Annotated in this window: 20 protein-coding genes; 4 read left to right on the top strand and 16 right to left on the bottom strand. The window is 59.0% G+C overall.

The window, feature by feature from the left end:
• Positions 1-153 precede the first annotated feature (153 nt).
• Positions 154-876 (top strand): transcriptional repressor LexA, encoded by a 723-nt coding sequence (gene lexA / locus QTL94_RS18210; RefSeq protein ID WP_289802764.1) that lies wholly within the window; start codon positions 154-156, stop codon positions 874-876.
• Here lexA and QTL94_RS18205 read toward each other — a convergent pair.
• Positions 857-3,298, bottom strand: coding sequence for a ComEC/Rec2 family competence protein (locus tag QTL94_RS18205; RefSeq protein ID WP_502944152.1), 2,442 nt, complete (start codon positions 3,296-3,298; stop codon positions 857-859). The genes lexA and QTL94_RS18205 overlap by 20 nt on opposite strands.
• A 294-nt stretch (positions 3,299-3,592) precedes the next feature.
• Here QTL94_RS18205 and gltA point away from each other — a divergent pair, with 294 nt between their 5' ends.
• A complete protein-coding gene (gltA, locus tag QTL94_RS18200; protein ID WP_113521002.1) occupies positions 3,593-4,882 on the top strand; it encodes a citrate synthase in 1,290 nt (429 codons plus the stop codon).
• A gap of 29 nt (positions 4,883-4,911) precedes the next feature.
• On the opposite strand, the gene lpxB is transcribed toward gltA, so the two are convergent.
• The 15 genes from lpxB to QTL94_RS18125 form a co-directional block, all read right to left on the bottom strand.
• Entirely contained in the window at positions 4,912-6,093 is a 1,182-nt protein-coding gene (gene lpxB, locus QTL94_RS18195; RefSeq protein ID WP_289802763.1) for a lipid-A-disaccharide synthase, read from the bottom strand.
• Positions 6,090-6,971 (bottom strand): LpxI family protein, encoded by an 882-nt coding sequence (locus QTL94_RS18190; protein ID WP_289802762.1) that lies wholly within the window; start codon positions 6,969-6,971, stop codon positions 6,090-6,092. Before QTL94_RS18190 ends, lpxB begins: the two co-directional genes overlap by 4 nt.
• A 3-nt stretch (positions 6,972-6,974) precedes the next feature.
• Positions 6,975-7,793: an acyl-ACP--UDP-N-acetylglucosamine O-acyltransferase gene (lpxA, locus tag QTL94_RS18185; protein WP_289802761.1), complete on the bottom strand. Its 819-nt coding sequence runs from the start codon at positions 7,791-7,793 to the stop codon at positions 6,975-6,977.
• Positions 7,790-8,257 (bottom strand): 3-hydroxyacyl-ACP dehydratase FabZ, encoded by a 468-nt coding sequence (gene fabZ, locus QTL94_RS18180; protein WP_065694325.1) that lies wholly within the window; start codon positions 8,255-8,257, stop codon positions 7,790-7,792. The genes lpxA and fabZ overlap by 4 nt, the downstream gene beginning before the upstream one ends.
• On the bottom strand, positions 8,254-9,312 hold the full coding sequence (gene lpxD / locus QTL94_RS18175) for a UDP-3-O-(3-hydroxymyristoyl)glucosamine N-acyltransferase (protein WP_289802760.1): 1,059 nt from the start codon (positions 9,310-9,312) through the stop codon (positions 8,254-8,256). Before lpxD ends, fabZ begins: the two co-directional genes overlap by 4 nt.
• Before the next feature lie 49 nt (positions 9,313-9,361).
• A complete protein-coding gene (bamA, locus tag QTL94_RS18170; protein WP_289802872.1) occupies positions 9,362-11,698 on the bottom strand; it encodes an outer membrane protein assembly factor BamA in 2,337 nt (778 codons plus the stop codon).
• Positions 11,699-11,893: 195 nt separating this feature from the next.
• A complete protein-coding gene (gene rseP / locus QTL94_RS18165; protein ID WP_289802759.1) occupies positions 11,894-13,027 on the bottom strand; it encodes an RIP metalloprotease RseP in 1,134 nt (377 codons plus the stop codon).
• A 28-nt stretch (positions 13,028-13,055) separates the two neighbouring features.
• A complete protein-coding gene (locus tag QTL94_RS18160; RefSeq protein ID WP_289802758.1) occupies positions 13,056-13,889 on the bottom strand; it encodes a phosphatidate cytidylyltransferase in 834 nt (277 codons plus the stop codon).
• On the bottom strand, positions 13,889-14,629 hold the full coding sequence (locus tag QTL94_RS18155; protein ID WP_289802757.1) for an isoprenyl transferase: 741 nt from the start codon (positions 14,627-14,629) through the stop codon (positions 13,889-13,891). The genes QTL94_RS18160 and QTL94_RS18155 overlap by 1 nt, the downstream gene beginning before the upstream one ends.
• A 44-nt stretch (positions 14,630-14,673) precedes the next feature.
• On the bottom strand, positions 14,674-15,234 hold the full coding sequence (frr, locus tag QTL94_RS18150) for a ribosome recycling factor (RefSeq protein WP_065694320.1): 561 nt from the start codon (positions 15,232-15,234) through the stop codon (positions 14,674-14,676).
• Between the two features lie 52 nt (positions 15,235-15,286).
• Positions 15,287-16,009, bottom strand: a complete 723-nt coding sequence (pyrH, locus tag QTL94_RS18145; RefSeq protein WP_113521012.1) for a UMP kinase — start codon at positions 16,007-16,009, stop codon at positions 15,287-15,289.
• 93 nt (positions 16,010-16,102) lie between these two features.
• Positions 16,103-17,029, bottom strand: a complete 927-nt coding sequence (tsf, locus tag QTL94_RS18140; RefSeq protein ID WP_037177983.1) for a translation elongation factor Ts — start codon at positions 17,027-17,029, stop codon at positions 16,103-16,105.
• A gap of 245 nt (positions 17,030-17,274) precedes the next feature.
• Positions 17,275-18,039, bottom strand: a complete 765-nt coding sequence (rpsB, locus tag QTL94_RS18135) for a 30S ribosomal protein S2 (RefSeq protein ID WP_065694318.1) — start codon at positions 18,037-18,039, stop codon at positions 17,275-17,277.
• A gap of 237 nt (positions 18,040-18,276) precedes the next feature.
• On the bottom strand, positions 18,277-18,930 hold the full coding sequence (locus QTL94_RS18130) for a pentapeptide repeat-containing protein (protein ID WP_289802871.1): 654 nt from the start codon (positions 18,928-18,930) through the stop codon (positions 18,277-18,279).
• Between the two features lie 175 nt (positions 18,931-19,105).
• The gene (locus QTL94_RS18125; RefSeq protein WP_065694317.1) at positions 19,106-19,942 is read right to left on the bottom strand and encodes a cell envelope integrity EipB family protein; all 837 of its coding nucleotides are present in this window, start codon (positions 19,940-19,942) and stop codon (positions 19,106-19,108) included.
• Between the two features lie 136 nt (positions 19,943-20,078).
• Here QTL94_RS18125 and QTL94_RS18120 point away from each other — a divergent pair, with 136 nt between their 5' ends.
• Together QTL94_RS18120 and QTL94_RS18115 are read left to right on the top strand one after the other, a co-directional pair.
• On the top strand, positions 20,079-20,549 hold the full coding sequence (locus QTL94_RS18120) for a RidA family protein (RefSeq protein WP_065694316.1): 471 nt from the start codon (positions 20,079-20,081) through the stop codon (positions 20,547-20,549).
• Complete coding sequence (locus tag QTL94_RS18115; RefSeq protein WP_289802756.1) at positions 20,546-21,265, top strand: glycerophosphodiester phosphodiesterase; 720 nt, start codon at positions 20,546-20,548, stop codon at positions 21,263-21,265. The genes QTL94_RS18120 and QTL94_RS18115 overlap by 4 nt, the downstream gene beginning before the upstream one ends.
• The last annotated feature ends 24 nt before the right edge of the window (positions 21,266-21,289 follow it).

The raw sequence follows: 21,289 nt of genomic DNA, 5'->3' as shown, positions 1-21,289 counted from the left end.
AATGCAAGAGGCTACCGCCTCATAGATCGAATGAAGTGTAAAAACCGGACAATTCAGAGCCAAGTTTTACGAAAATTTAGCCACTTGCGGAACACATATGGAACATATAGTGTCTGTTCTGGCTTTGTTTCACAACCCTGGGGTCCGACTTCGATGCTCACGCGCAAGCAACAGGAACTTCTCCTCTTCATTCACGAGCGAATGAAGGAGTCAGGCGTGCCCCCGTCTTTTGATGAAATGAAGGATGCGCTCGACCTTGCGTCCAAATCCGGCATTCACCGGCTCATTACGGCGCTCGAGGAGCGCGGCTTCATTCGCCGGCTGCCGAACAGGGCACGCGCGCTCGAGGTGATCAAGCTTCCGGAGGCCTACAATCCGAGCCTTCAACGACGCGGCTTCTCGCCGAGCGTCATCGAAGGGAGCCTTGGCAAGCCTCAGCTGGTCACGCCTCCGGCACCGGCCAAGCCGGCACCAAGTACCGACAACGGCAATTCCGTTTCCGTGCCTGTCATGGGCCGGATCGCGGCGGGTGTGCCGATTTCGGCAATCCAGAATAACACGCATGACATCGTCGTCCCCGCCGACATGCTCGGCTCAGGCGAACACTATGCGCTGGAGGTCAAGGGCGACTCGATGATCGAAGCCGGAATTTTTGACGGCGATACGGTCATCATCCGCAATGGCAATACGGCCAATCCGGGCGATATCGTCGTGGCACTGGTCGACGACGAAGAAGCGACGCTGAAAAGGTTCCGCCGCAAGGGCGCATCGATTGCGCTCGAAGCTGCCAATCCCGCCTACGAGACGCGCATCTTCGGACCCGATCGCGTGAAGGTCCAGGGAAAGCTCGTGGGGCTTATTCGCCGTTATCACTAACGGCGACGTCAAAGGTGCCGCTGCGCCAGTCATAGGCGCGATGTATGCGCCATGGGCGTGATAGGCCATCATACGTCGTTGTCAGGACGGGCGCGCCCTGCTGATCGATGCGTATTTCGACCGCGCCACTTCTACGCAAAGTTTGGCCGGTAATAAGCATTGCGCCCGACCGACATTCGCGCAGACGAATGCGGGCCGGGGTAATGACGATATCGGCGGCGTCGCAAGCCGGCCCGAGATAGGCCAAATCCTCGATGACGTTGACGATATAGCCGTTGTCGAGGGTGGCGATACACCAGGCGCCTTTAACGCAGACGAAACTGTTTGCCGAGCCGTTCGCTGCGGCGTTGCGCATCGTGCGGAGCGCGGATCGCCGTTCGTCAAACGACAGAGCGTATGACCGGTCGTTGCGCTCCTTCGTCTTCTTGGGAAGTGTGGCCTTGATGAACGCCGGAGGCTGATGCTCTTCGGCGGCGAGGGCTCGCTGCCACTGGCCGAATATGAAGTCGGGCGGGCGCTCCCGGTTGGAGGCCATGCGGGTTCCGCGCAGAATTGCCACCAGGGATCCGTCTTCCGCAACAACGACATCAGGTGCGGGCAATGAAGGCAGCAACGCCACCGTGAATGTCGCGATACCGACGATGGCGGCGCCCAGATAGCGCAAACGCGTTCGCAGCAAAGTCAGGACCAGAAATCCGAGAACCGCTACCGGGAAATACCAGGACGGCAGGCGCCCGATATCGACATTGCCACCCCAGGACGACACGAGCTTGGCGATCCCGATGACGACATCGAGCCCGAGGCCGGCGATCTTCCACGGCAGCACATCGAGACCGAAGGGCGTCAGCAACATCGCAAGCATGCCCATGGGCATGACAACGAAGGATATGACTGGCATCGCCATGAGATTTGCCGGCAAGCCGTATGAGCTCAGCCGATGGAAATGCTCAATCGAAAACAACGCCGTCGAAAAACCGCCGATCATGGAGGTGAGCACGATGCCGCCGAAGAAGCGTGCGACGGCGACCACCGGCATGACCCATGGCAGCTTGAGAAAGGCGTTGTCGGTCGGCCTTCGCCCGGTCCAGATGGAATAGCCGGCGACCAGCGCCAGCGTCGCCGCAAAGGACATCTGGAAGCTGGGACCCAGGACCTCCGACGGCGACAGCATCACGATCACCAGCGCTGACAAGGCGACGTTGCGAAGGCTTATCGACGGTCGATCGAACAGGACCGCAACCAGCATGATCATCATCATGATGTATGCCCGCTCAGCCGACACGGCAAAGCCGGAAATCATGTAGTAGGCGGTCAACGCCACGAGAGCGCCGGCGGCGGCGATCTTCTTCGTCGGGTAGGCTTGGGCCACCGATGGCAGGAGACTGAGCGCCATTCGAAAACCAACAAAGAAGATGCCGGCGGAGAGGGCCATGTTGAGCCCTGAAATCGCGACAATATGAGCGAGTCCAGATTGTCTTAGGGCGGCCGTCGTCTCGCGGGAGATCGCACGTCTCTCGTCGGTGACAAGCGAGGCTGCAAAGGCGCCGGTGTCACCGGGGAGAATGGATCGAATGCGGTCTCCGATCGTGCTTCTGAGGCCGTATAGATATTCGATCCCCTCCGCCAGAAATTGCCGCTTATCGCCGGTCTCGGGTGCCACGGTCGCTGTTGGTGCGCCATAGAAGAAACCGTTCGCGCCGACGCCGTCGAAATAGGCTCCGAACGAAAAGTCATCCAGGCCCGGCAGGGCTGGGCCTGACGGCGGGGTCAGGCGAGCACGTCCGGTCACCCACTGCCCGATTTCAAACGGCGTGGAGGCGCCGCGCGCCACGAGCGAAACACGTTCTGGAGGTCGGCCAAGTGTCGGTTCGCGGGTACCAGCAACAGCAACGATATAGCGCCACCGACCTTCTCCGTCCCCTTCCCTGCGCTCGACGCGGCCGGTGACCGTGGTCGTCACTGGCGTATCGAGCATTACTGTCCCTGCCTGCCATGTCTCGACCTGGCTCGACAGCATGCCGCACACGACAAGCAGGACCGCAAGCGCCGCCTTGCGCGCGATCGGCCGCGCAGGCCCTAGTGCCAAGGCAATCACCGCGAAGACTGCCAGCCAGGCACAAAGCCGCAAGAGCGGAGGATCGGCGTCGAACTGAAACCAGGCAATCGCGCCGCTGCCGAAAAGAACCGGCGACATCAGGAAGTACCAGCCATGTTCGGCTTCCTGCGACATCGCAACGCGAACATGCGGCCAGTATCCGGAGGCTCGACCTGCAACCCGCGACCGCCAGGGTCTCAGGGATTGGGTAAGCTGGAGCTGCGTCGATTTGGCACGAAGGTCGGCTGCCCCCTTGATCGGCAGGCGCGCAGATGTATCTGCGCTCTGAGCAGTCGGCATTGCCTCGATCGTTTTCAACTCCGACATGCAATTGCGCCTCGAAATAAGCCGCCATTGCAACCAGAATGCAAGCTCTTGAGCGCGAGCGCAACAATAATCGATTTAAAATAAGAGGCTGATCAATGATCGGAAAAGACAAGGATTATCATTGGCTTCTGCTATGCGTGACGGGCATCGCTGTAGTGCTTAAAAGTTGATACTGCGATGCACAAAATGGCGTCAAGAGAACTTGGCATTAACCCCGCGATCATATAGCTATCGCAGACGACGCTTAACCCTATGGCGCTTTTATGGCGCCACCCGCCAGTTTGGAGGATCAGAATGACGGATCAAAGCGCAACACTGAAAATCGGTGACAAGTCGGTCAACCTTGCCGTTAAAAGCGGCACGATCGGCCCTGACGTCATCGATATCGGCGCCCTCTACAAAAACACCGCTTCCTTCACGTACGATCCTGGTTTTACCTCGACCGCATCCTGTGAATCGAAAATCACCTACATCGATGGCGACGAGGGCGTGCTGCTCCATCGCGGCTATCCGATCGAGCAATTGGCCGAGCACGGTGACTTCCTCGAAGTCTGCTACCTGCTGCTCTACGGCGAACTGCCGACCGCCGCGCAGAAGAAGGACTTCGACTATCGCGTCACGCATCACACGATGGTGCACGAGCAGATGTCGCGCTTCTTCACCGGCTTCCGCCGTGACGCGCATCCGATGGCTGTCATGTGCGGCTGTGTCGGCGCCCTGTCGGCCTTCTACCACGACTCGACCGACATCACCGATCCGCACCAGCGCATGGTTGCCTCGCTGCGCATGATCGCCAAGATGCCGACCATCGCGGCCATGGCCTACAAGTACCACATCGGCCAGCCCTTCGTTTATCCGAAGAACGATCTCGACTATGCGTCGAACTTCCTGCGCATGTGCTTCGCCGTTCCCTGCGAGGAATATGTGGTCAATCCGGTGCTTGCCCGCGCCATGGACCGCATCTTCATCCTGCACGCGGACCACGAGCAGAACGCTTCGACCTCGACCGTTCGTCTCGCCGGCTCCTCGGGTGCAAACCCGTTCGCCTGCATCGCGGCCGGCATCGCCTGCCTCTGGGGCCCTGCTCACGGCGGCGCCAACGAAGCGGCCCTCAACATGCTGCAGGAAATCGGCTCGGTTGACCGTATTCCCGAGTACATTGCCCGCGCCAAGGACAAGAACGATCCGTTCCGCCTGATGGGCTTCGGCCACCGCGTCTACAAGAACTACGATCCGCGCGCCAAGATCATGCAGAAGACGACACATGAAGTGCTCGGCGAACTCGGTATCAAGGACGATCCGTTGCTCGACGTGGCGATGGAACTGGAGCGCATTGCACTGACCGATGAATACTTCATCGAGAAGAAGCTCTACCCGAACATCGACTTCTACTCGGGCATCACGCTCAAGGCGCTGGGCTTCCCCACGACCATGTTCACCGTTCTCTTCGCTCTCGCCCGCACCGTCGGCTGGATCGCACAGTGGAACGAAATGATCGAGGATCCGCAGCAGCGCATCGGTCGTCCGCGTCAGCTCTACATCGGCGAGCCGAAGCGCGACTACCAGCCGGTTTCCAAGCGCTAATCGGCCCATCCGGGCACAAAAAAGCCCGGTCAGAAATGACCGGGCCTTTTCTTTTGAATGACATCGAGAACGATCTCCGCCGCGTGCTCGCCGGGCGGCTTTTGCGTCTGCATTCTTTGCCAGACGAGATCGTATCCCTCCATCATCGCGCGCCGCGGAAGGGTGTCGACCGACAGCTTCTCCATCCAGCGCGCAATGCTTGCGCCGCGAACCACATTATTTAGGTATTCAGGTACGACGGCATAGTCAGCAATCAGGTTCGGGATGGCGCCCGTCCAAGTCTTGATACGCCCCGTCATCAGGCTGATGATCCAGTCCGTCTTGTAGACAGAAACCGTGGGGACACCGGAAAGCCCAAGCTCCAGAATCACAGTACCTGACGCGGCCATGGCGGCGTCAGCCTCCGCGAAGGCCTTCCATTTGGCGGGCGCTCCCACCAGGATTTCCGGCTGGATCTTCCAGTCCTTGACGATCTCGCGCACCATCGCTTCACGGCGCGGCACGGTAGGCAATATGAAGCGCGTCTCGCCGTTGCGCTCGACAAATTCGGCGATGGCGTCGCCGAAGTACGGCAGGAGCTTGGTGATCTCCGATCCACGCGAGCCCGGTAGCAGCATGATCGTCCTGACATCGGCGGGTGCCTTCACAGGCGATTGCGCGCGAAGCCGGCGTGTTTCAAGCAGATCCGCATCGACGGCCAGACGATGACCGACATAGGTGGTCGGCGGTCCGCCGAGCACGCGCATTGCCTCAGGCTCGAATGGCAGCACAGCTAGGACGTGATCGACATAGGCAAGCATGCGTTGCGCCCGGTATTCCTTCCAGGCCCAGACGCTCGGGCACACGTAATTGACGATCGGCATGTCAGGACGCGCGGCGCGAACACGCTTGGCAACGCGGTGGGTGAAATCCGGGCTGTCGATGATCAGCAGCACATCCGGATTCGCCGCGATGATGGCAGCGGCCGTCTGGCGGATTCGTTTTACCAGTGTCGGCAGTTTGGAGAGAACCTGGGTGATGCCCATGATCGACAACTCGGAATAGTCGAAGAGCGATTTCAGCCCCTCGGCCTCGAGCCCCTCGCCGCCTACGCCGAGAAGTTCGACAGGGCCATCATGCTGCCGCTTCAAGGCTGCGATCAGATCGGCGCCAAGCAGGTCACCGGAGACCTCGCCGGCGACGACGGCAACCTTCAGCGGACGCGCGCTCATGACAGTCCCCAATTCGGCAATCCCCGATCCAGACCGACGACGAAGATACCGGCTTCGTCTGCCGCCTTCATGACGGCCTTGCGATCGAGGATCAGCGAGCGTCCGGCTTCGACGGCGACACCGGCGAGGCCGGCCTTGCGGAGATTGGAAACCGTGGAAATTCCGATCGACGGCAGATCGGCGCGGATATCCTGCTGCGGCTTGCAAAGCTTGACCAGCACACCGCGGCGGCGCGCGGAAATACGTCCGGCGGCGCGCAATTCAGCGACCCGCTCGAGCATGGCATCCGTGCCCTCGACGCCTTCAAGCGCTACGATGCGCCCGCCGACGGCGACCGCACCCTGCCCGACATCAAGCCGCCCGAGTGCCTCCGCCGCTTCGATAGCCTTGGCGATGTCCCTGGCATCGTCGGCGCTGAAGCCAGCGGCTCCGATCGGTCCGACCGAGGCCAGGAGATCGGGCGCGATCTCATGCGCTCCGACCACGCGCCGACCGTCCACCTCGATGAGCTTGATCACCATGCGCAGCACCGTATCGTCGCCACCAGACAGCAGCGTACGGATTGTTGCGGGCACTTTCATCAAGGTCTTGAATGTGGGCCGTACCTCGCGCCATTCCGGTCGGCGTTTGACGCCGCCGGACATGACGACGCGATCAACGCCATTGCTCTCGAGCGCCCGTATAACGCCGGCGAAGTCGCCGACGCCGATCACTGCATGGTCAAAACCATCCCAGGAGCGATCAACCTCGCCCTTGAGTGCGATGATGAAGGGGTTTTCGCCCGCCTCGCGCGCGGCTTCGGCGACATGTGACGGCAGGAGGCCGCTTCCTGCAATGATTGCCAAGCGGCCTTTGGGCGTATCACCAGCGAGAGACAAGGATCAGCCTTTCTGTCCCCTGGTCGGAGAGGACAGCGCGCGATCGCTTTCAGCCGCGATGAAATCGAGGATCTGAATGGCCTGCTCGCAATCGGTGTACTCGTGCCGTATCGCAGCCGCATTGTCGCGGATGGACCCCGTGCCTTCAAAGATCGCCTTGTAGGCGCGGCGAACGGTGTGGATTGTCGCGCGATCGATCCCTGCACGCGTCATGCCGACAACGTTAAGACCGCCCAGCAGGCCGGGGTTTCCGTTCAGCATGCCATAGGGAATGACGTCGTAGCTCACGGCGGAAAGACCGCCGACGAACGCCTGCCGGCCAACGCGCGTGAATTGGTGAACGGCGCAACCGCCACCCAGAATGACGCGGTCCTCGATGGTCACGTGGCCAGCCAGCATCACGTTGTTCGACATGATGACGTTGTCGCCGACGCGGCAATCGTGCGCCACATGCGAGTTCGCGAGGAAGAGATTGTTGTTGCCGACGATCGTCTTTCCGCCGAAATCAGCCGTTCCGGTGTTCATGGTGACGCCTTCGCGGATGGTGCAATTGTCACCAACCGTCAGAGTCGTCTCTTCACCGCCGTGATGGACGCTCTGCGGATCACCGCCGATCACTGCCATCGGGAAGATGCGCGTTCCTTTGCCGATGGTCGTGCGACCGGTCACGACGGCATGCGCCAGCAACTCGACATTGTCGCCCAGTACCACGTGTGGACCGACGTGGCAGAAAGGACCAATTTTCGCGTTCTCACCGATGATGGCGCCGCTTTCCACAACGGCCATCGGATGAATTGTGGCGCTTGCTGCAATCGTGCTCATGCCTGATCCTTGCGAATGATCATAGCGCCGATATCGGCCTCGGCGACGAGCGCTCCATCGACCTTCGCATCACAGTGGAATTTCCAGATGTTGCCGCGCTGCTTCTGCTTTTTCACATGATACTCGAGGCGATCGCCCGGTACGACGGGCTTACGGAAACGCGCGTTATCGATCGTCATGAAATAGACGAGATTGCCGCCTTCGCCTTCCTTCTTCGCGCAAATCGCGCCTGCGGTCTGCGCCATGCCTTCTACGATCAGGACGCCAGGCATAATCGGCGAGTCAGGAAAATGACCTGTGAAGTGCGGTTCGTTCGCAGTCACGTTCTTGATACCGACAGCGGCATCATCCCCGTCGATATCGACGATACGATCGACCAACAGGAACGGATACCGATGAGGCAACAGCTTCATGATTTCCAGTATGTCGGCTGAAGAAAGCGACTTCTTGACTTCTTCGGTCATTCTTTTTCTCCCGTTTTCTTGGCACCAGTCGTCCGCATCATGACCGCCGCGACTTCGCGCAGAAAATCCTGTATCGGTCGTGCAGGGATGCCGCCGTATCTTTCCCCTGCGGGGATATCCGCGACAACGCCGCTCATCGCTGCAATCTGTACGCCGTCGCCAATCGTTATATGGCCCTTGATTCCGCTATGACCACCGACCTGTACGCCGTCGCCGATAACGGCGCTGCCGGCGATACCCACCTGCGAGACGATAGCGCAGTGACGACCGATGCGGACATTGTGCCCGATCTGGACCAGGTTATCGATCTTCGTTCCTTCACCGATAACCGTATCATCCATGGTGCCACGGTCGATCGTGGTGTTGGCGCCGACCTCAACGTTGTCCTGCAGGATCACGCGACCGACCTGGACGATCTTGATCATTCCACGCGGACCAGGCGCATAGCCGAAGCCATCTTGTCCGATGCGGGCTCCATTGTGGATAATCACATGGTTTCCGACCAGAGCACAGAGAACGCTCGCGCCTGCTGCAATCGAGCAGTTGCGGCCAATCTTGACACCAGGGCCGATCACGGCGCCCGCGCCAATACGCGTGCCTTCACCGATTTCGACATGTGCGCCGATCGCAGCAAAAGGCTCGATCGCGACGTTCGCCTCCAACTTTGCCGTCGGATCTACCGCGGCTCGGTCGGAAACGCCCGCATCGTCTGACCTAAGCGTCAACGGCTGCAGCGCCGTCGGGTACAGAAAACCGCCCGCCATGGCGAAGGCAGCATGTGCGTTCTTCGACAGGAGGACCGGGATGTGCGACGGTATGATCGATTGCAGCCCAGCAGAGCAAATCACTGCAGACGCCTCGCAAGTTGCGAGCTCGTCCCTGCTGCGCTTCGATATTATATAACAAATATCACCCGTCTTCGCGCGGCTCACGGGCGCCACGGAACGGATAACGACATCTGCCTGCTTGAGGTCAGCAAGCTCTGCCCCAAGAAACTGCGCCAGCTCCGAGAGCTTCACGCCATCATGGGGCAGAAAAAATCCAGTTTGCTCCATCGGCAAATCTCCAGAACGGATTCGAATTTACGGTTCCGGACTGCCGATATCAGAATTGGTTGTTTATGCCAAACTTGAAGTGCTGAACCTTGTCGTAGTCTTCCTTGAGAACAGGAAGGGCGTAGTCGACGCGCAGGGCACCGAACGGCGAATTCCACACCAGACCGACACCGACGGAAGCGCGCAGAGACGCATCTTCGCCGTTGACGCTATCGCCGCGTGGGTCGACGTCGTTGCCGAACAGCGTACCCGCGTCAGCGAAGACAGCACCACGCAGACCGAAGTCACGCGGAACGGCCGGAAGCGGGAACGTTGCTTCAGCAGAGACCGTGAAGTAGGTCGTGCCGCCGAGCGGGTCATCGTTGCTGCCAGCGATGCGCGGGCCGATACCCTTGTTCTCGAAGCCACGAATATCACCATTCGTCAGGGTGAACTGATCGAATACGTTCAGATTCTTGTTGAAGCCGATGACATAACCAGCGGATCCGGCAACCGAGCCGATGATATCAGCGTCGTCGGCCAGCAGGTGGTAGTAACGAGCCTTGCCGTAGATCTTGTAGAATTGCGAATCGCCACCAAGACCGGCGATTTCGTGGGTCGCGGAGGCGTAGATACCCTCGCGCGGCAGAATCATATCGTCGAGGGTGTTGTAGGTCAGCGTCTGCGAGACCGACGACTTTACCCAGGGACCATTTTCGACAAGGTTCTGATAAGGCGCCGACAGGTCGCTCAGATTATTAGAATTGTCGTACTTCATCTGCTTGTAGTTGTAGCGGAACGTCGTCGCCAGATCTTCGGTGATCGGCGCGGTCGCACGCAGAACGACGTTGTTTTCTTCGTAGTCGTAGTTGTCGTTGCTCGACGTCTCGCTGTGGTTGAGGTCGAAGCCGACAGCCAGACGATAGCCGAGGAAATAGGGCTCGGTGAAGTTCAGGCCGTAGGTCCGCGAACCCTCCTGACCGCCACCTGCCGTAACCTTGATGTACTGGCCACGTCCGAGGAAGTTCTTTTCTTCGACCGAAGCTTCGAGCATCAGTCCGTCGCCACCAGCCGCATAACCTGCACCGATACCAAACGAACCGGTTGCCTGGTCCTGCACGTCAACAACGACCACGACACGGTCCGGCGAGCTGCCCGGCTGGGTCGTGATATTGACCGACGAGAAGTAGCCGAGAGCCTCAAGGCGACGCTTTGCCTTGGTGATCATCTGCTGATTGAAGGCGTCGCCTTCGCTCATGTCGAATTCGCGACGAATAACGAAGTCGCGCGTGCGGCTGTTGCCGCGGATTTCGATACGCTCGACGTAGGCCTTCTCACCCTGGTCAACCAGGTATTCGACGCCGATCGTGTTGTTGTTCAGGTCACGGTTGCCGCGCGGCGTAACGCGAGCGAACGGATAACCTGCGGACGCGACCTGGTCAGAAATCGCTTCCATCGACTTCTGAACTTCCTTGGCACTGTAAACTTCGCCTTCACGCGTGCGCACCAGACCCTGGAGCTGCGCGCCGTCGATGCCCTGAACGGTCGACTGAACGGAGACAGCACCGAAGTTATAGCGAGGACCCTCCTCGATATTGAACGTCAGCGTGTACTTGTTGGTCGCTTCATCAAAGGCTGCATCGGACGACACGATACGGAAGTCCGCATAACCGCGGTTGTAGTAGAACTGACGCAACGCTTCTTCGTCGGCGTGCAGCTTGTCTTCGCTGTAGACGTCCTTGCGGGTCAGGAAGGAAAGGAAGTTGGAGCGCTTCGTGTTGATAACCGAAGCCAGACGGCCAGAGCTGTATGCGTTGTTGCCGACAAAGTTGATCGAATCGATCTTCGTGCGATCACCTTCGTTTACGACGAAGGCGAGATTGACACGACCTTCGCCGAGCGGAACGACCTGTGTCGTGACTTCAACTTCGCTGCGGCCGGTGGCTGCGTAAGCGTCCTTGATAGCCTGAATATCAGCCTGAATCTGCGCGTCGCTGTATGGGCCGGCAGCGTGCGTCTTGACGACCAATGCGAGCTTGTCGTCCTTGATCTTGCGGTTGCCGTTGAAGACGACCTGGTTAATCAGCTTGGCTTCCTCAACCGTCACAACGAGAGTTCCGCCAGAAACAGAAATTTTGACGTCCGAGAAATAGCCGGTGTCATAGAGCTGCTTGACCGAGTCATCGATGTCGGTATTCGAGAAGCTCTTGCCGGGCGCAATCGTCAGGTTGGAACGTACAGCCTCGGCGCCGACGCGGCTCGCACCGCGGACATCGATACGCTGGATTACCGCAGCCTCAGCCGTCGAAGCCGAGACGAAAACCGTTGCACCTGCTCCCGAAGCAACAACACCAGCAGACAGCGCAACCGCCGATACTGCGTTCAAAAATCTTGAACCAGCCTTCATTTCACCCATTACCTTTTTTCTCGTCCCCGGCTTCAGGCGTCCCCCGATTCCGGCCACGTGTGTCGTTTTACCCGCTTTTGATATACAAGCAAGGGAGCAAGTTAATTTCTGTTTACTTCATTTCAAACCGTGACGCATTCGCCACTACAGCTTTGAAACATCGTAAATAAACGGTAATTTTCCCTCGTCGTGCAATCAGCCAATAAGCGCGCTAATATCGTTCCAGGTAGCAAAAACCATCAGGCCCAAGACCATGGCCAGACCAATGCGGAACGCAATGTCCTGAGCCGACGATCCCAACGGTTTTCCCCTCACCGCTTCAATCGCATAAAACATCAGGTGCCCGCCATCAAGTACCGGAACCGGCATTAGGTTCAGTAATCCGATGGAAACGGACAAAACGGCGGCGAGCTGAAGCACGGCTGCAACGCCCAGCGTCGCCATCTGGCCCGAAGCCTGCGCGACACGGATCGGTCCACCGAGCTGATCGGGCTTCATATAGCCGGAAACCAGATTGCCAATGTATTTGAAAGTCCCGGTGACGATATGCCAGGTCTGAACCGTCCCTTCCTTGAGGGCCTCCAGCGGCGAATAGGTCTGCACTCGGAAGTGACCGACCTGCTGGTTGGTCACGATACCGATCAGACCGATCTCGATCTTGTTGCCGAACTGGTCCGTCATGTCGGTACGCGTGGGCACCATCGGGACATCCAGCTTCTCGCCATTGCGCTCGATCGTGACAGTGATCTTCTGTTGCGGACGAATGCTCACATAGCGGCGCACGTCGTCGAAGGTTTCAACCTTGCTGCCATCGATGGCAATCAGGAGATCGCCGGGCACGATACCGGCCTCAGCGGCGGCGCTTCCCGGCTTGACCTCGGCCACGACGGGATCCGCGACCGAACGGCCGTAGATCGAAAACAGCACGGTGAAGATCGCGATCGCGAGGATGAAGTTGGCGATCGGTCCGGCGGCCACGGTTGCGGCCCGCTTCCAGAGCTTGGCTCCGGCAAACGACCGGCTCCGCTCCTCTGCCGACATGGCGGCAAGCCTGTCTTCATCGGGCTTGCTCGAAGCGTCCTCGTCGCCAAAGAAGCGGACGTAACCTCCGAGCGGAATGAGAGAGATCTTCCAGCGCGTCCCGTGTCGGTCACTAAAGCCCAGGATCTCGGGCCCGAAGCCAACGGAAAAAGCGAGGACCCGAATACCGCTCCAGCGGCCGACGAGATAGTGGCCCATCTCGTGAACGAAGACGAGCAGCGACAGCACGAGAACGAACGGAACGATATATCCCGTCAGGAACGCAAATATTTCGGTCAAGCCTGCCATCAGTTTTTTCCGCCAGCCTTTACAGACATTATACGCCGAACAGGGCCGAGCCGAGCGACGTTATTTCTCCGCCCTTTATCAGCGAAAAAAGTCCCCCAAGCAAGAACGCGGCAAAACAGGCGAAAATGAGCCCATCGACACGGTCCATGACGCCGCCATGACCAGGAATGAGACGGCTGGAATCCTTCACGCCAAACCGGCGCTTGATGAAAGACTCGAATAGATCGCCTGTCTGGCTGCAGACCGACAGGATAAATGCAATCGGCGCAGCGATAAAAACACTGTCGGGGACGAAGTAATAGGCAACCAGACTGCCGATAACGATTGCGGACACTGCCCCACCGACCGCCCCGGACCATGTTTTGCCTGGCGATATTTTCGGCGCGAGTTTTGGGCCACCAAGGGCGCGACCGACGAAATAGGCGAGAATATCGGTCGCCCAGACCACCGCAAACACGAACAGCATCGCATAGAGGCCCATGCTGTCGGCCCCGCGAATTGCAGCAAGCGAGATGCCGATCAAGCCGGCATAGAACATTCCTGCCGGAAACCAGCGCGATGCGCCTTGCATTACGACCAGGCCAATCGCAATCAGGAGAAAAAGCCCGAGCAGAACCAGCGCATAGGCTGAAGTTCCTGCCACCACTGCAACGGCAATCGCCGCCTGACCGATCCAGCCAACCGTGTTGGCGACAGGATGTTCAGATTGCAGCTTCGTGATGGTTGACCACTCGTAGTAGACCAGCAGAGCGATCAGAGCCGACAGGATGCTGAAGGCGAGCCCGCCGTACCATGTGGCGCAGAGAACGATGATGGCGAGAATCAATCCCGAGACGATTCGAAGCTTCAATTCCTGCTGCATCAGGTCCCTACTGCCGCCTGGGCGACCAGTCCGCCAAAGCGGCGATCGCGCGACGCGAAGGTCTCCAGAGCTGAATAAAATAATTCACGACTAAAATCCGGCCAATATTCCGGAACGAAAATGAATTCTGAATAAGCAGCCTGCCACAGGAGAAAATTGGACAGACGTTCCTCTCCGCTCGTGCGGATGATCAGGTCGGGATCGGGGATGCCGGTCGTATCCAACCGGGCGCTGATCAACGCCGGCGTGATGTCTAGGGCGCGCAGGCGCCCCGCCTCGACATCTCTCGCAAGACCCGCGACAGCCCGCGCAATCTCGTCGCGCGAGCCGTAATTGAACGCGATCACGAGTGTAAGCGCTGTGTTGTTGCGCGTTGTCTCTTCGGCATCAACCAGCAAGTCAAGAATGTCGTTCTGCAGGCTGTAGCGATCACCGATCACCTTCACCCGAACGTTCTGGCGATGCAATTCCGCCAGATCGCGCCGGATGAAAGCCTTCAGCAGACCAAGAAGATCGGAGACCTCCGTTTCCGGACGGCGCCAGTTTTCCGAAGAGAAGGCAAACAGCGTAAGATACCGGATGCCAACGTCACCCGCCGCGCGGACGACTTCCCGCACTGCGTCAACGCCTTTGCGATGTCCCATGGTACGTGGCAATCCACGCTGTTTGGCCCATCGGCCGTTGCCATCCATGATGATGGCAACATGTTCTGGCACAGTCAAAAACGTTCGTTCCGACATTTTCCGTCCGGTTCTTCTCGGCCAAGGCTAAGGCGCAAAGCGCCCTAAACCTGCATGATTTCCTTTTCCTTCTCGCCAAGCAAGCGATCGATCTCAGAAATCGTCTCGTCCGTCATCTTCTGCACACGATCTGACTGCGCCCGGCTTTCGTCCTGGCCAATCACACCGTCTTTTTCGGCTTTCTTAAGGCCATCCATGCCGTCGCGGCGTACATGGCGAATCGCAACCTTGCTCTTTTCGGCGTAGTCATGGGCAACCTTGACCAGCGACTTGCGGCGTTCTTCGTTGAGTTCAGGCAGCGGAATGCGAAGATTCTGGCCGTCAACGATCGGGTTGAGACCGAGGTTGGCTTCGCGGATCGCGCGATCCACGGCGTTGACCATCGACTTGTCCCAGACGGAAATGCCGAGCATGCGAGGCTCCGGAACAGTCACGTTTGCCACCTGGTTCAGCGGCACGCGCGAACCATAGGCTTCGACTGTGACTGGATCGAGAATGTTGGCCGACGCGCGGCCGGTGCGCAGCGATGCGATATCGCTCTTGAACGCATTGATCGCGCCATCCATGCGACGCTTGATGTCGTTGATGTCTATGCCTTGGCTCATTTCAGTGCTCCCGTCTTGGTAGAAGCCGCGACAAATGAATGCCGCTACTCTGTCAGTTGTCGGTAACGACGGTCTTCAAACCACCGCCCCGGAGAATTTCAGCAAAACCACCCTTCTCGTGGATCGAGAAGACGATGATCGGAATGGCATTTTCGCGTGCCAGGGCAACCGCTGCAACGTCCATGACGGCAAGTCCCTTGTCGAGGACCTCCTTATGGGTCAGCTGGTCGAAGCGCGTCGCGTCAGGTACCTTCTTCGGATCAGCCGAATAGATACCATCGACCTGCGTTCCCTTGAAGATGGCTTCGGCACCCATTTCGGCGGCGCGGAGTGCCGCGGCCGAGTCGGTGGTGAAGAAGGGATTGCCGGTGCCGCCGGCGAAGATCACGACGCGGCCAAGCGACAGGTGATATAGCGTCGCGCGCTGCGAGAAGCTCTCGCAGATCTCCGGCATGGCGATGGCCGAAAGAACGACCGTATCAACGTTGAGCTTGCGCAGCGAGGTCGCTAGCGCCAGCGCATTGATGACGGTGGCCAGCATGCCCATGTGGTCGCCGGTGACGCGATCGCCGCCCTTGGAGGCAACTGCAACGCCGCGGAAGATGTTGCCGCCGCCGACAACGACGCCGACTTCCACACCCATCTGCCGCGCTTCGGCGATATCAGCCGCGATGCGATCGGCAACTGCTACATCGATACCAAATCCCTGGCTGCCCATGAGGGCTTCGCCGGAAGCCTTGAGTAGAACGCGTTTGTAGACAGGCTCTAATGACATCTTGGCTCCTCGTTTATGACCGCTGAGTGCCGGATACACGAAGGGCATCGCGTTGTCACGCGATGCCCTTCTGTTTTCACATATATAGGTCGATCAGCCCTTGGCGACCGCAGCAACTTCAGCAGCGAAGTCGCTCTCTTCTTTCTCGACGCCTTCGCCGAGGAGAAGGCGGGCCATGCCGACGACTTCGATCTTGGCGCCAGCTTCCTTTGCAGCGGCTTCAACAGCAGCACCGACGGTCAGGTCGGGGTTGATGACGAAAGCCTGCGACAGCAGAGCAACTTCTTCGAAGAACTTGCGCATGCGGCCATCGACCATCTTTTCGATGATGGCTTCCGGCTTGCCGGATTCGCGAGCCTGTTCGATGAAGACGTTGCGTTCGCGTTCTGCAACGGCAGCGTCGACTTCTTCAGCGCGGATCGCGAGCGGGTTGGTCGCAGCGATGTGCATGGCAACCTGGCGGCCGATCGACGTCAGGACAGCCTTGTCGCCTTCCGACTTCAGGGCAACCAGAACGCCGAGCTTACCGATGCCGTCGCCGGCAGCGTTGTGGATGTAGGTCGCGACAACGCCGTGCTCGACTTCGAGCTTGGCAGCGCGACGGAGCGTCATGTTTTCGCCGATGGTGGCGATTGCGTCCTTGATCGTGTCGGCAACCGGCTTGCCTGATGCCGGGTAGGTCGCAGCCGAGATGGCTTCAACCGAACCGTCGGTCGTCAGGGCAACGTTGGCGATGCCGCGAACCAGATCCTGGAAGGCATCGTTACGGGCAACGAAGTCGGTTTCCGAGTTGAGCTCGACGACAACAGCCTTGTGGCCGGCGCCAGCGATGGCAACCAGGCCTTCAGCAGCAGCGCGACCAGCCTTCTTGTCGGCCTTCGAGATACCCTTGGCGCGGAGCCAGTCGATCGATGCTTCGATGTCGCCGTTGTTTTCCAGCAGCGCCTTTTTGCAGTCCATCATGCCTGCGCCAGACTTTTCGCGCAGTTCCTTCACCAGTGCAGCCGTAATCTCGGTCATAAGCTTCCTCTTGTCGGTTCAAACGGTGGGCCGCAAAGGCGGCACGGCACCGGATTGAGGCACGAAATGTACCTGTATGTGTGACAGCGTGATGAAAGACGCGTCATCACGAAACTCATAGGGCGATGGGCAGGCAAACCGCCCTCGCCTGAAACGGTCAAGGCCGCCGAACTTCTGAGAGTCGCGAGCGGCCTTTCCCAATCTCTGGAAAGCATGGCGGGCTTTCGGCCCACCTGCTTCTTTTATCAGGCGCCGGTTTCGTCGAGCGCCGGCTCAACCGGAGCTTCGATCGATGCACCGAGGTCACGGCCCGACGAGCTCTGCTGACGAGCGATACCGTCGATAGCTGCACGAGCGATCAGGTCGCAGTACAGAGCGATGGCGCGCGAGGCGTCGTCGTTACCGGGGATCGGATAGTCGATCAGGTCCGGGTCGCAGTTCGAGTCGATGATTGCGACAACCGGGATGCCGAGGCGCTTGGCTTCGTCGATCGCGATCTTTTCCTTGTTGGTGTCGATGATGAACATCAGGTCCGGCGTGCCGCCCATGTCCTTGATACCACCGAGAGCCTTGTCAAGCTTTTCGCGCTCGCGCTCGAGGTTCAGGCGCTCCTTCTTGGAGTAGCCAGACTGTTCCGAAGACAGGATCTCGTCGAGTTTGCGCAGGCGCTGGATCGAGTTGGAGATCGTCTTCCAGTTGGTCATCATGCCGCCGAGCCAACGCGAGTTGACGTAGTACTGAGCGGAACGCTTGGCCGAGTCAGCGATGAGCTCGGAAGCCTGGCGCTTGGTGCCAACGAACAGAACGCGGCCGCCACGGGCCACGGTGTCGGAGACAACCTGCAGAGCGCGCGACAGAAGCGGAACGGTCTGAGCCAAGTCGATGATGTGGATGTTGTTACGATCGCCGAAAATGTACGGCTTCATCTTCGGGTTCCAGCGGTGAGTCTGGTGGCCGAAGTGGACGCCTGCTTCGAGGAGCTGGCGCATAGAAAAATCGGGCAATGCCATGCCTTGTTATCCTTTTCCGGTTGAACCTCCGCAAGGCTAACAGCACCCTCTTCGAGGATGCCACCGGGCGGAACCATCCGGATTTCTCCCGGACAATCCCATGCCTTACGTGTGGAATGCGGGTGGCCTTACCCTCCCTTCGACAGAAATGCAAGACTTTGAGTCAAAAATCTGCGCCGGGTCGAGCGTCGCCGCTTCAATCTCGGGAGATCGGCCAGCCGGTGAAGCATTTCCGTTTCAATCGGACGCGCAGGGCCAGCTGTCGGGGGGCGTCATACCGGCCGGCAGCTTGGTTTTTGCGTCTCCGCAGGCCAGGTCAATCTGCGCCTGCTCCAGACCGGTTGCGGCGGACAGGTCCAGTCCTTCGATTCGCGTCAGGAACATGAAGGCGCGGTCAAACGAAACCGGCCCCTCGATCGTCGCTCCTCCAAGGTCCGCACGTGAGAGGTTCGCAAGCCCAAACTTCGCCCCTGTCAGGGTCGCGTTCCTGAAGCTGGCACGTCCAAGCTCAGCCTTTTCGAAATTCACGTCGGTCAGTTTGGCGCCATTGAAATTGGCACGCTGCAACTCGGCGCCGGCGAAAGATGCTCCCTCGGCTGCAACGTTCTCGAAGCCGGAACGATAGGCCTCGATCTTGGCGAAATTGGCCTTGCCTGCTTGCGCATTGGTAAACCAAGCGCGGACAAGAGTCGCCTTCTCCAGATTCGCGGAAACGAGATTTGTCCTGCTGAGATTGGTCAGACTAAGATCCGCATCAGCAAGGTTGGCACCCTGGAAGTCGCTGCCCTCCAGCATCAGGTTCTTCTTGTTGCAGTCACCCCAGTCGATGCCCGCCGACGGCGTGCTGCCGCAATCAGCAGCGAGGACCGGACTGGCGAAGCCAGCCGCCATTATTCCAGCTGCCAGCCGCAACAAGACACTCGTCGAAACCCTGAAACCTGCCGCCAAGATCCTCACTCCACCCGCCGTCGACACTGAATCGTAAGCTGCTTTCTAGCACACGGAGAGTCGCTTTGGATATATCGGGCGGTCCTACCAATATCGCCCGATCAGCCAATATCCGTAACTACTTACAGGCAGCTGTCTTGGCGTCGATCAGCTCAAGCTTGGATAGCTTGCCCGACAGTACGAAGTCACCGTAGTCCATGGTGAGGTCGCGGGTGATGCCGTTTTCATAGAGCTTGAAGGACATGCGGTAGACGGGCAGCGCATCCGTCTTGGTGTTCTCGTTGAAATAGGAAATCGTCACCGGCCAGAAGGCCGTCTTGGAAAAGACGCCGGCATTGCCGGAATCGGCTTCGTCAGTAGCCGGGGTGACAGGCTTTCCGACCACGGTCGTCGTGACGAGGGCCTTGTCACCATCATCCGAACCGTCGAAGACGCGCGCCTCGAAAAGGCGGTTTCCAGCCTTGGCGTTCTGGATCACATCGAGCATGTGCTCCGTCGGGAAGCGGCTTGCCGCCAGTTGGAGCTCCTTGCTCGCCGGCTGCTTCAGGTCAACCTTCACACCTTCAGCTTGGTCTTCAGCGGCGCCATTGACCTCCTTGTCGAGCTGGTCGTCGGTGAAGGACTTCGTGTCGAAGGTGAATTTCCGATCCTTCAGGTTTTCGAACGTCTTGGTCTGCTGGTCGCTGACGCGGACGGCATCGCCCGTGTCGATCTGCGTCACGAATCGAAAGCTGGTGGTAAAGCCCGTGCAGTAATTGCCCTGGAACTCATAGACCATTCGTCCGGACATGCCCGATATGCCGGAGCGCTCGGATGCATCCTTCAGTTCAAGATCATAAACGGCCCGATGGGCAACCAGACCCGTGGCAATCGCCGCACTGGTTGCAGGTGCCGCTGCGAAGGCGTTCGCCGAAACGCCTGCTAGGAAGAGTGCGGCAAGACTCGCTCGGACCATCGATAATCTCCTGTTGGACTCGCCTGCGATGTTATAAGTACGCTTTCGGCCAAATCGAGGCTCGAAGATGTCACAAAATAGATTACGGCCTTGATGCATAATTCTAGAACTATTGACAACAAAAGCGGAGAGGAAAATGTCCAATCAAATCGCTGCAAGGCTCAAAGAGATGGGGATATCCCTGCCGGAAGCCGCCGCACCCGCCGCCAACTATGTTCCCTATGTCATCAGCGGTGGCCTTCTCTATATATCGGGCCAGCTGCCGCTCGAAGGCGGCAAGATCGCGGTCACTGGTCACCTCGGCAAGAATGTTGACGTGCCGACCGGCCAACGCGCAGCTGAGCTGTGCGCGATCAATATCCTGGCACAGGCCAATGCGGCGCTCGGCGGCGATCTCGGACGCATCAAGCGCGTGATCAAGCTCAACGGCTTCGTCGCCGCCACGCCCGATTTCGTCGAGGAACATCTGGTCATCAACGGCGCATCGAACCTGATCGCTGCCGTTCTCGGTGAAGCTGGCAAGCACGCCCGCGCAGCCGTCGGCATGGCGGCGCTGCCAATGAATGCCGCCGTCGAAATCGATGCGATCATGGAAATCGGACAATGACCTCTGCTGCCTGGCTAAAAGAACAGCCTGTCGCCCATCGCGGCTACCACGACATGAACAAGGCCGTCTGGGAGAATACGCTCTCGGCATTCTCGCGTGCCGTCGAAGCCGGTTTCGCCATCGAATGCGATCTGCACTATGCGTCCGACGGTGTGCCGGTCGTGTTCCATGACGAAGATCTGGAGCGCCTGTGCAATCTGAAGGGCGACGTGCGCGATCGTACGTCAAAGGAACTCGGACTGCTCTCCGTCGGCGGCACGAGCGACAAGATCCCGACGCTGAAGCAGCTCCTGGACCTTGTCAAAGGTCAGGTTCCGCTGGTGATCGAGCTCAAGGGCAGAGAAGCAGACGACGAGGGCTTTGTCGAGGCGGTGCTGGAAGTGCTCGAAGGATACGAAGGCAAGGTTGCGCTGATGAGCTTCGACCATTGGCTGCTTCGCGAACTGAAGGCGCTCAACGCCCCCTATCCGCTGGGCCTTACGGCCGGCGGCAACAATCCCGAGGAGTTCGAGGTTCACGAGAAAGCCATGAGCCTCGGCCTCGATTTCATCTCCTACTTTTTCGCCGATCTCCCCAATCCCTTCATAACGAAGCAGCGGGAAAAAGGCATCGTCGTCATCACATGGACGGTCCACGACGAGAAGGCGCGCAAGCATACCTTCGAGAACGCCGACCAGATGACCTTCGAAGGTTTCGATCCGCGCGCGTCGGTTTGACGCTCGCTTTTTGGACAAGATCAT

The sequence above is a fragment of the Rhizobium sp. S96 genome, from assembly GCF_030382195.1.
In the GTDB taxonomy this organism is placed as follows: domain Bacteria; phylum Pseudomonadota; class Alphaproteobacteria; order Rhizobiales; family Rhizobiaceae; genus Rhizobium.
The sequence above is the reverse complement of the archived record's forward strand: the minus strand, read 5'-3'. Positions and strand labels throughout refer to the sequence as shown.